This window comes from Candidatus Baltobacteraceae bacterium (assembly GCA_036559195.1).
Classification (GTDB): Bacteria; Vulcanimicrobiota; Vulcanimicrobiia; order Vulcanimicrobiales; family Vulcanimicrobiaceae; genus JALYTZ01.
In genome coordinates, this window is sequence record DATBTN010000057.1 from 16,611 (window position 1) to 28,204 (window position 11,594).

The window sequence follows — 11,594 nt, forward strand, 5'->3', positions numbered from 1 at the left end:
CGTGGCTGAGTTTCTCCCGGCCCTCGGAGCCGCCGTGCGCGCGGTTCGGGCCCGTTTGGATCGCGAACTCCAGGCGCACGGCCTGCACGTTGGCCAGCATATGATTCTGCGCGTTCTCTGGGAGGCCGACGGATTGACGCCTCGCGAGATCGCCGAGCGCGTTCGCGTGGAGATGCCAACCGTTACCCGCGCCGTGCAGCGCATGGAACGCGGCGGATTTCTGCGCCGCGCCGCCCATCCCGAGGACGCTCGTTCCGTCCGCATCTATCTCACGGATCGCGGACGCGAGATGCGCGACGTGGTGGGAGCGTTGCTCGCTCGCGAGACCGAGTGCGCCTTGCGCGGGATCGAACCGGAGCAAGCGGAATCGATGACGCTGCTGCTCGAGCGGGTCGCGGCGAACCTTCGCTCGTAGGCCGAAAGACTCACATGTAAATCGTTTCGATCGTTGAGACTTTCATAAAGTTTCAGCTTGGATCGACCGTTAACGCTAGACGCGATGGCAACAACCCTGTTAGGAAGAGAGGGACGATCGGTGCTTTGGGTGAGAACCCGGCAACGTTCGGACTGCTTTCGTCCTGGGGGAATCGATGAATCGTTTGCACGCGATAGCTTTATTAAGCGGAGCATTCATGCTGTGCTCCGGCGTTGCTTCGGCGCGTCCGGTGGTACGGCTGCATCTGGCGGGAACGCTCGTGCGGCAAGCCGGCGGACGGGTAAGCGAAAAGCCAATCGACGGACTCGTGCTCAAAGCGGGCGATCTCGTACGCTATACGATTGCCGCCACCAACTCCGGCACGTCGCCGGCCCTGGCGCTCGTACCGGTCGGACAGATTCCAAAAGCAACCTCGTACGTTCCGGGCAGCGCGCATGCCAACGGAGCGACGCCCGAGTTTACCCTCGACGGAAAGTCGTGGTCGCCGCGGCCGCTGTTAATCACGAAGACGCCGCGCGGCACGATCTCTCGACCGGCCGACCCCGCACTCTATCGCGCCGTGCGCTGGATTTCAAGACACCCCCTGGCGGCTAACAAGCGCGTGGTCTACAGCTACGACGTTCGCGTCAACGGACACAGCAGTAAATGAAGGCCCGTAAACTAGCGCTACTGCCCGTTCTGGTCGCGGCGATCGCCGTCGGCTTGCTGCATCCGGCTGCCAAGCCCGCATGGGCCGCGCCGCCGCCGCCGGTCTCGACGCCGAATCCAACGCCGACCTCGTCGACGGCGCCGGGCACCGCGATCAACAACACGGCCTCCGCATCGTATTCCGACGGCACCAACACCTACACGACGACCTCCAACCAAGTCCAGACGTTCGTGCAGAACGCACCCTCGCTCGTCATCACCACCAACAATGGCGTGCCGTCGGGCTCGACCTCGCAAAACCAAAACAATCCGGCCGGACCGATCGTTTTCGGCGACACGCTCAACGATCTGTATACGCTCACCAATACGGGCAACTCGAGCGGATACTTCCAACTCGGCGCCGCGACTTCGACGGTCACCGGCAGTGGAACGTTCCAAAATATCATCGTTACCGGAACCGACGGCATCGCTCACACCTTTGCCACGGTTGCCGCCGCGAATACCTATTTGTCGACGCCCGCAAACTCGAACGTCTACGGACTTGCGGCGGGAGCATACGTCAACGTCGCCGTGCAGTATAAAGTGACGACCGCGGGCACGGGCACGGTTGGAACGAGCGTCGCCGGCGCGACGATCGTCTATCCTGGTACCGGTCCGAACTTCGGAGCGTCAACCTCGAGCGCCGTTTCCAACACCTACACCGACACGGTCGTCGCCGACGCTCGGCTCGATCTCCAGAAGACGGCCGCTGCCGTCGTTGGAAGCAACGTCACCTACACGATCGACGTCAACAACGGAGGCGCCGCGCCGGCGCAGCTGTTGCAGTCGATCCGGCAAACGGGAACGACGATCACGGGTTCGGCTTTTAGCGCCGCCAACAACGGCGTACTCATCACCGACAAGATTCCGCTCAACGGCGCTACGCCGCTAACGATCTTCAGCGTCGCAATCACGAAAAACATCTCCATTGCGGGCGACACGGCGACCGTCGTCTACACGACCGACGCCGCCGGCAAGAGCGGCTGGACGACCACGGCGCCCGGCGCCGGCACGGCGTACTTCGCCGGCATTTACATCAGCGGTACCGCCGCCATCCCCGCCGGATCGGCGGGTTCGAGCGCGGGCGCCGTCACCAACGCGCAGGCGCAGCTCGAATTCACGCTCACGCTTACGAACTTGCCGCCGGGAACGGCCGTCAAGAACGTTGCGGCGAGCGCCTACGCCGACAACGCCGGCTTCCTCGCCGGTCCGAATATCGCACCGGGCACGATTCCCAACGCGGGCGCGGCCGATCCGTCGGCCGCCTACACGACCGCAACCGGCGGGGCGGCGGGCAACGCACTCTCCAACACGACGACGAGCAACATTCCGGGCGTCTTGAACGGACCCAAGGGTGCGTCGGGCGCGTCGGGCTGTTTCGACACTTCCGTCTGCGGCAGCAACTCCACGAATACCGACTTCACGCAGGTGAGCCTCGGTACGAACGGCACGTTCGGCGCGCACCTGCCGGCGGGTACCATCGCAACGGTCCCCGGCGATTTACAAAACACCTCGGGTGCTAACGACACGTACTCGTTTACCTTCCCGAGCTTACCGGCGAGCGTGACGGTGACCGGCGTTTACACCGATTACGCGTGCACGAATATCGCCGGTACCGACGGCTTCGGGCACTACCAGATCGCGGTCTCGGCCGGCGCAACGGCACCGTACTGCGTCAAGTATACGAGCGCCGCGGGCGGCAGCGCGCCGACCGACTTCGCTCCCATCGAAGTCCAAGTGCTCGCAACCTCGCAGGCCTCGGGTTCGTACGTCAACTCGACCTATCACGTGTTGCTGCCGGGCGGGTTCATCTCGCTGCAAAAGACGGCAACGGTGCTGACATCCGGGTGTGTCGGTGCGGTTCCGGCTAACGGCGTTTGTCCGACCGGCGTCATCCAGTACAAAGTCCTCTACGCCAACACGCTGCCGGCGAGCAGCGTCAGCGGCGGCGGCAACGTCGCACTCGGCATGGCTGCCGGAACGTTGAAGATCACCGAAGACGGCGGTGCCGGCACCAATACGTGGGCAGCCAACTCGAACGGCCTCAAAGAAGCGATGACCGTCGGCGCTGCCGTGACCAATCAGTGCGGCAACACCGCCGGCACGTGCGGCGATACCACGGCGAGTTCCACCTTCGCGGCGGTCGGCGCCACCTCAACCCCCAACAACAACGGGAACGCGATCGCCTCCAACGCCTTCGTGGATACCGTGGGCGGCGGCGGGTTCGTGTTGGTCGCCGGGGCAAACGGAACGCTCTATTTCGCAGTAGTTGTGAAATAAGGCGCTCGAACAAGGCGCGTAAACGATCGTGAGATTCACGAATCTGCCGTTACGGGCCGTGCTTCTCGCGACGTCGATCGTGCTGCTCGCGGCCGCACCGGCCGGCACGAAGATTATCAACACCGCGACGCTGTCGTATCAGGATTCGGCGGGGCAACGATACTCCGTCGAATCCAATGCGGTTACGACCACGTTCGCGCCGGTTGCGGCCCTCGTCGTCTCCCCGAAGGTCGCGCAGATCAATCCCGCAACCGATTCGTTTGCCGCCGGACAGAACGTGACGCGCACCTTTGCGATCGCAAACGCGAGCAACATCGACGACGCGTACACGATTCAAAGTGTGAGCGCCGCACCGGCGAAGGTGCTCTCGATCGCCATCCTGAGCGCGCAGGGAACGCTCCCCGTCACGCTCGGAACGACGACGTCGCCGGTGCTGCACCCCGGCGACTCGATTCGCGTGCAAGTCGTGCTCGCGACGACGGGCGTTGCCATCGGGACGGCGTTCCCGATCTCCGTGGTCGCGCGAACCGTCGTTACGGGCACGACCAACGGGCTGCAATCCGATACCGGCGTGCAGTGGGCGGTTGCCGCATCGGCCGCGCAGTTCACCGGAACCGGGCCCAATTCGCAGGTGACGAAGACGGTCAACCACACCGCCAGCGTTCAATCGGCTCCCGGTTCCAGCGTAACGTTCGAGATTCAAGCGAAGAACTCGGGCGGAGCAACGGCCACCAACGTGGTGCTGACCGACGCGATTCCGAACGGGCTGCAGGCCGACGTTACATCGGTCAAGATCGACGGTAATGCGGCCGGTCCGGCGGCGGCGCTCGCCGGACAAACCCTGACCGTCAAGATTCCGTCGCTCGTCGCCGGAGCACAGCTCGACGTTTCGTTTAACGCGACTGTCGGCAACGCGTCGGTTGCCGGTGCCACGTTTACCAACGTGGCCAGCATAACGTCCGACGGCGCAACGCCGATCCTGACGACGCCCGCGAGCGTGCTGATCGGAACCGCCGATATCGTCTTCGATCCGGCCACCAACAATCGCCCGGTTGGAGGCGCGACGGTGGCGCTGGTCGACGCCGGCGGCGCTCCCGTGAAGTTGATGCCCGTTGCGGGGCAGCCCGGTGCGAACGCGCAGAACCCAACCGCGACCGGCGCCGACGGCGCGTACACCTTCGCCCTCGAGCCCAGCCAAATTGCGGCGGGAGGCTCGCGTTTCTACCTGACGATTTCCGCCCCGGGATTCTTGAATCGAAAGATCCAACTCGATATCAAGCTCGGAACCGACGGCGTGCTCTACGACGTGACCGCCGCCGCACTCGACAATCAACCGCTCGCGCGAGCCGGCGGATACACGCTGACCTCCGATGCGGTCAGTCTCGCCGACGTCTTTGGTCTCTTCGGGAACATTCCGCTCTTTACGGCGCGAACGGTGGCGGTGACCAAGACCGTCGACAAAACCGTTGCGAGCCCGGGCGATCGGCTCGTCTACACCGTCGGTGTGGGGAATCCGTCGCAGACGCCGCTCGCTCAAACGATTCTGGTCGATACCCTGCCCGCGGGCGAAGCGTATGCCCCCGGCACGGCGCGCTTGGACGGCGACCCCTTCGAACCGGTCGTCGCCGGCCGCACGCTTACGTGGACTCTTGCAAACGTAGCTGCGGGCGCGAATTACACCGTGACCTATGCGACGGTCGTTTTTCCATCGGTCGCTCCCGACACGACGCTCGTCAACGGCGTAACGGCATCGGCTGCGATCGCGGGAACGAACGTGACGGCTACGGCAAGCGCAACCGCCGACGTGCGGATCATCACGAGCGCGTTCTCGCAGCGCGGAATAATCACCGGACGCGTCTTCATCGATGCGCGCCGTTCCGAGCGCTTCGCGAAGGGTGACGACGGCGTTGCGGGCGTGCGCATCTTTCTTGAAGACGGCAGCTCGGTCGTGACGGATCGTTTCGGGCGCTACTCGTTTGCCGGCGTTCGCCCGGGCATGCACGTGCTCCGCGTCGACGCGACGACGCTGCCCGATACCACGCGCCCGTTCGGGCGGCCACGTATGGGCAGCGTGTGGTCGATGCAGCGGTTGGTGCACGGCCTCTTCGACGACGGGCTGATGGAAGACGTGAACTTCGGCGTCGAGGGCGTGCGATGAGCGCGCGAATCGGAAGCGCAATGAAGCGCTGCGGCGCCTTGCTGATGACCGTCTCGATCTTCTGCTCGGTGCAAGTCCGCGCGCGTTCGGACGACGCGCCGGCAGCGGCGCCGACTGCCGGCAAGATCACCTACGCGGATCTCACGCACGAGACGTACACGGCGACCCATAACCTGAACGCGGCATTTGCTTTTCCGGCCGACGGCGCGATCTCGCCGACGATCGCGACTCGCGTGGTGGTGGATACGACGCTGGGCGCGGGTATCGAGCTACGCGTGAACGACGAGATCGTGCCGCTCACGCGCGTTGGGCGCCACACCGCTTCGACCAAGACGGCTTCGGCCGAATTCGAATACTTCGGTGTCGTCCTGAAGCCGGGCCCGAATCGTATCGTCGCGACCGCGGTCGGTGCGAACGGATTGCGCGGCGCGGCGACCGCGGAAACGGTCTCGGGTCCCGGTATGCCAGCGACGCTCAAAGGCAGCCTGCAAGGCAAGCTCGTTGCCGACGGCAAGACCGTAACCATGCTCGACGTTCGCGCGCTCGATCGCTGGAACGATCCGGCGCTCGCGGGCTCGCCGGTAACGGTGAAGCTCGTGCACGGCGATGCGAGTTTCGCGGGTCGCGAAAACGCGCAGCCGTCGGCGAGCGCGAGCGCCGCACCGAGCGACCTTGCATCGCCGCCGGGCGGCGCGCGGGGCGCCGTTTTTGAAGCGCAGCTCGGCGTGGGCGGTTTGGTGGGCGTTCCCATCCTTCCCGGCCTGACGCCCGGTGACGTGACGCTGCAGATCTCCTCGGGCGATCTTACGACGACGCAGACGTTTTACATGGCGCCGTACGTGCGCGCTCCATTCGTGAATGGGCTCTTGAGCGTTGGAACCGGCGTGGTGCCGATCGGAGTCGACGGCGACGGACGCGATGATGCCGGCGGCGCGCGCCGGCTGCGGGGCGCCCTTTTTGCCAGCGGCCGCGTCGGCAAGACCTCGCTGATGACGCTTGCCTACGAATCGCAAAACGCGCTCTCGCCGCTTTCATCGTTCGGCCCCTTCGTCGACGATCCCAACGAGCGCCCGTATCAAACCTTCGGCGACTCGTCCGTGCGAGCTTCGGGCTATCGCTCCAACGACCGGCTTTACGCGCGATTGGATTCCGGCCGCGATAGCGCGATGTGGGGACAGTTCGACGCGACGACCGGCGACGAGAACGCCGTCGGCGCATTCCGTCAGTTGCTCTCCGGCGCGAAGATCGAACTTGCGAGCAAAGACGCGCGCGCGCATCTCACGGCCTTCGGGGCGCGCAACGACGTTGGATACGTGTCGACGACCCTGGCGGTAACCGGGCTTTCGAATCTCGCGCGGCCGCTGCAGCCGGATATCGTGGTCGGCTCGGATTATCTCAGCCTCGCGTCGCTCGATCGCCGAACGGGCGCCGTCGTCGCGCAGTCGCCGCTGATTCGCAACGTCGACTATACGATCGACTACGCGACCGGCGTGTTGCGCTTTATCAACGTTCCGTTGCCGTTCGACGAGAACTTCAACCCGCAAGTCCTGGAGATCCACTATCAATACCGCGGCGTGGGCGTCAACTCGCGTACGACCGGCGCCGACGCGCGGTTTCAATTCGGCAAGCTCGGAACGACGCGGCTCAACCTCGGATACGTCAACGATGCGACCGGAGCCGGAAACTTTTCGATGCTCTCGCAAACGCTCTCGGGGAAGCTCTCGGGCGGCGGATGGACGCTCTCGCACGCAACGAGCGACGGAGCGTCGCCGGCGTTCGCGGGGCAAGCCGTCTCGAACGGCACCCACGGGGGCGCGCTCGCCTTCGGTATGAACGACCGCGTCGGACGCGACCAAATCGATCTGCAGTATCAGGATACGGGCAACGGCTTTTCAGATCCGTTCGGCGGCATCTCGAACCCGGGATTCACGAATTATCGAGCGGCATGGTCGCGCCGCACCTCGTCCTCCGACACGCTCGTATTCGAAGCCGACGGTCAGAAGAATCGCGGACTCGGCAACGACGACTCGCAGAACAACGTCTCGCTGCTGATGCGCAAGACGGTCGCGAAGTCGCTTTCACTCGTGCTGGGCCTGGCGGCGCACGCGCAGCACAACGCGCCGCTGATAGCGGCTGGGCAAGGCTCCAACACCCTTCAAACGAATACGCCGCAGAGTTCGACCGACGCTCACCTGCAACTCGGATTCGATTGGAAGGCGACGAAAAAGATCGATCTTCGCATGCAGCACGATCAGGCACTCGGCGGAAACGACGCGCTCTCCACGCAGCCGGCGCAGACCACGGCCGAATTGAGCTATGCGTTCGACGGCAAGGGAAAGATGTTCGTTCGCGAGCTGCTCAGCGCGGCGCCTACGACGGTCTTCGCGCAAGCCGCCGGCACGCTTGGCGCCGCGAATCTCGGCACGCGCACGACCCAGATCGGCTTCGAGCGAGCGCTGGGCCCGGCAACCACGATCGACAGCGAGTATTTGATGACCAACAGCGGCAATGCGACCGACATTTACTCCGCGCTCGGCGTGCAGCAGAAATTCTCGCTCGGCAAACGGCTGGGCGGAAATCTGCTCTTTCAGCGAGCCAACGCAACGGGCGCCGGCGCGGCGGGCTTCGCCGTGTACGGCGGCTCGATCGCCTATACGGATACCAAAGATTTTCGCGCGGCGCTTTCGTATCAATCGCGCACCGGCGTGGGCGGCGGCACGACGCTAAGCGGCGGTTTCACCGGACATATGGGGCCGAATCTCTCCGTGCTCGGCACGATCGCGCAAGCGATCGGCAACGGCAACCGCGCCGGCGACGACCGCATCACGCTCGCGTACCGGCCGGCGGGGAACGACCGGCTCGTTTCGCTCGTGGGCTATTCGCAGATCAGCGGAACATCCGCGCTGCTCGCGGACCGCACCGACGTGCTCTCGTTTGAAGAACTCTTTCGACCGTGGAGCGGGTTCGAGCTCGCCGGACGCATCGCAACCAAGCTCGACGGCGGCGGCTACTACGCGGCGCACACCGCACTCGCCGGTATCCGCGTGCGTCAGAACGTCGGTACGCGTTTCGATCTGGGCGGAGAACTCCGGTCGCTCTCTGCCGCGAACATTCCCGGCGCGCGCGCCACGGACTTTGCCGTGGAAGCCGGCTACGCGCTCGGCACTAGCACGCGCCTCGCCGCCGGCTACAACTTCTCGGGCAGCGTCGACCCGACGCTCACCGGGCACCCGCAGCGCAAAGGTTTCTACCTAACGTTCACCACGATGGTCGATCGGGTTTTCGGTTGGGGCGCGCACTGATACGGCGCGCGCTCGCGTTGGCCGTTTGCGTAGCGCAGCTCGTTGCGACCCTGATCGTGGTGTTGCCGGTCTCCGCGCTGCCGGCGCTCGCGGCTCCCGCACTTTGCGCGCTGCCCGGCAACGACGACCCGGCCGCGCCGGGAGGTGTGATAAACGATTACTTCCCGGGGACTGCCAACGTCGCGGCGGGCGCGACGTCGATTCAAGTCGGCGCGCAAGACCCGAACGGGTTCGGCGCGACGGTCGGCGCCGGCGACTTATTGATCGTCATGCAGATGCAAGACGCATCGATCAATTCCGGCAACTCGGCATCGTATGGGAACGGGACCGGCAGCGGTGCGACGTCGGTCGGCCGCAGCGGGCAGTACGAATACGTCGTCGCGACCGGTGCGATTAGCGGCGGCACGCTCCCGGTTAAGGGCGCGGGTGCCGGCGGCGGGACGCTCTATTCCTACGGGAGTTCGGCCGCGCCGAATCTCAAGTCGTTTCAAGTTATCCGCGTTCCACAATATTCATCGCTCCCGTCGGGCGCGTCGTATCAGCCGATTACGTGGAACGGTGCGGATGGCGGCGTGCTCGCGCTCGACGTGGTCAATAGTATCGGCAACGATACGTTGAGTGCGAACAGCGACGGATTTCGCGGCGGCGGCGTCGACGTGCAGAGCGGTTCCGCAGTCGATACGAACGCCGACTACGCCGACGCGTACGCGCAAGCCGCGCAGGGAACCAAAGGCGAGGGAATCGCGGGTACGCCGAACGCCGTCTACGACGGCAATCTTTGGGCGGCCGCATATCCGGCGAGCCCCGATAGTTATCCCGGCGGCAGTAAGGCGCGTGGTGCGCCCGGCAACGCCGGCGGCGGCGCCGACGATAACCATCCCTCCGGCAACGATGAAAACAGCGGCGGCGGCGGTGGAGCGAACGGTGGAAACGGCGGCATGGGCGGCATGAATTGGAGCCCGAACGGCAATCCGTATTCCGGCTCGAACCTCACGGGCGTCAATCCCAACGTCGGCGGCCTCGGCGGTACGGCGGTGCCCTCCGCGGCGAATCAGATCGCGCTCGGCGGCGGCGGCGGATCGGGCGCCAACAACAACGGCACCGGCGGAACCGACGCAAATTCGGTGGTTATCGGCGGCAGCGGCGGTCCCGGCGGCGGTGCGATTCTCTTACGCGCCGGCGGCTCGACCGGCGGCGTGACGCTCAACGCCAATGGCGACAACGGCATCGGCACCTTAAATGACGGCGCCGGCGGCGCGGGTGCCGGCGGCAGCATCGTCGTTACGTCGCCCAACGCATTGGCCGGCATCACGGCGAGCGCGTCGGGCGGCACGGGGGGCAGCGCCTGGCCCGCGCAGCCGGCGGGCGCTACCAACAATCACGGTCCGGGCGGCGGCGGCGGCGGCGGTGCGGTGCTCTTTTCGAGCGGCGTCGCGGCGAGCGTTACCGGAGGCTCGAACGGCACGACGACCACCGCGGCGATCCCGTATGGGTCGACGCCCGGCGGCGCCGGCACGACCGGCAGCATAGCCGCGAGTCAGATTCCGGGCGCGTCGTCCGGTGCGGAATGCGGCTTGCCGAGTTCCGTTGGAAACCTCAGCAACGGGCCGCACGATTCCAATCCCGCGTCGCTTCCCAAGAGCGGCTCGGACGATACCGGTTCCTACGACGGCAACGTCTCGGTCTCGAACAACAACGACTTCACCGCGCGCAGCATTCCACTCAACGGCGCGAATCCGGCGCCGACGAATACGTCGACGGTTCCGGGAACGTGGGCGGGAAATACCGTGACGCTTCCGTCGGCCGCGAACGTGAACGTTCCAAACGAACTCTACTACAACAACACGCGCGGCAAGGGCATACAGGTCACTCTTAACGCGACCGTTCCGGCGGGATTCGCCGTGCGTATCTGCGCGGACAACGCGGGCACGCCCGATTGTGCGCCCGCGACGGTTACGTGTTCGAAAAACGGTCCGGCGGGATGGTTTAGCATCGGCTCGAGCGGGGCGACCTCGCAGTCGGTCTATTGCTTTAAGAAATCGACCGCGGCGGCCATAACCTATTGGGCCGAATACACGACGCCGACACAGCTAACGGCGTTCGCTCGGTACGACGCCCTTATCGCCGCTACCGACTCGCAATCCCCGCCCGCGACGAACGATACGCACGACGAACTCTATGCCGGATTCATTCCGCTAACCAAGACGATGACGGTGGTGCGCACCGCGTGCCCGGCCGGCGCGATCGTGCCGAGCTTCGGAGCGTGTCCCGGCGGCGTGGTGAAATACTCGATCGACTACCGGAACGTCATGGCCGGCGCGGGGCAAGGCACCGAGGCCGCACTCACGAGCGCGTTTTTGATAACCAGTCCCGGCTCTCTCGCGATTGCCGACGACGGTTCCTTAAGCACGCTGCCAAACGGCACGATCAACAACTGGGCGAGCTTCAGCAAAGGATTGAAAGAAGCGCTCTCGGCGGGCCTGGGCAACAACACGACGTGCGGCACGACCGCCAACACTTGCGGCGACACGACCGGCGGCACGATCTTCAGCTATTTCACCGGCATCCCCGCAGCGGGCGCAGGCTCGACAACGTTTCCCGCAGGATCGCCGACGACCAAATTCACCGCCCAGATCGGCGGAGCCGGCTTCGCGCTCTACCCCGCAAGTTTCGCCGGCCAAACCTCCGCCGGCTCCATAACCTTCGCCGTAGTCGTCAAGTAAACCGCACC

The 11,594-nt window shown here is 65.2% G+C and carries 6 protein-coding genes; all 6 read left to right on the plus strand.

The genetic code is table 11. From position 1 onward, the window contains the following. Window position 1: 1 nt before the first annotated feature. The 6 genes from VIG32_08265 to VIG32_08290 all read left to right on the plus strand — a co-directional run bounded on the left by VIG32_08265 (window position 2) and on the right by VIG32_08290 (window position 11,586). On the plus strand, window positions 2-415 hold the full coding sequence (locus VIG32_08265) for a MarR family transcriptional regulator (protein ID HEY8297999.1): 414 nt from the start codon (window positions 2-4) through the stop codon (window positions 413-415). A gap of 217 nt (window positions 416-632) precedes the next feature. Beyond that, complete coding sequence (locus VIG32_08270; protein HEY8298000.1) at window positions 633-1,085, plus strand: hypothetical protein; 453 nt, start codon at window positions 633-635, stop codon at window positions 1,083-1,085. Then, window positions 1,082-3,403, plus strand: coding sequence for a hypothetical protein (locus VIG32_08275; GenBank protein HEY8298001.1), 2,322 nt, complete (start codon window positions 1,082-1,084; stop codon window positions 3,401-3,403). Before VIG32_08270 ends, VIG32_08275 begins: the two co-directional genes overlap by 4 nt. A 28-nt stretch (window positions 3,404-3,431) precedes the next feature. Next, on the plus strand, window positions 3,432-5,561 hold the full coding sequence (locus VIG32_08280) for an isopeptide-forming domain-containing fimbrial protein (GenBank protein ID HEY8298002.1): 2,130 nt from the start codon (window positions 3,432-3,434) through the stop codon (window positions 5,559-5,561). A 20-nt stretch (window positions 5,562-5,581) separates the two neighbouring features. Further along, complete coding sequence (locus tag VIG32_08285) at window positions 5,582-8,863, plus strand: hypothetical protein (GenBank protein ID HEY8298003.1); 3,282 nt, start codon at window positions 5,582-5,584, stop codon at window positions 8,861-8,863. Window positions 8,864-8,880: 17 nt separating this feature from the next. Further along, window positions 8,881-11,586: a hypothetical protein gene (locus VIG32_08290; GenBank protein HEY8298004.1), complete on the plus strand. Its 2,706-nt coding sequence runs from the start codon at window positions 8,881-8,883 to the stop codon at window positions 11,584-11,586. Window positions 11,587-11,594: the final 8 nt, after the last annotated feature.

Bases quoted from the DNA above. Each gene is read 5' to 3' on its own strand.
- VIG32_08270 (HEY8298000.1), top strand. From the start codon at position 633: ATGCTGTGCTCCGGCGTTGCTTCGGCGCGTCCGGTGGTACGGCTGCAT.
- VIG32_08275 (HEY8298001.1), top strand. From the start codon at position 1,082: ATGAAGGCCCGTAAACTAGCGCTACTGCCCGTTCTGGTCGCGGCGATC.
- VIG32_08285 (HEY8298003.1), top strand. From the start codon at position 5,582: ATGAAGCGCTGCGGCGCCTTGCTGATGACCGTCTCGATCTTCTGCTCG.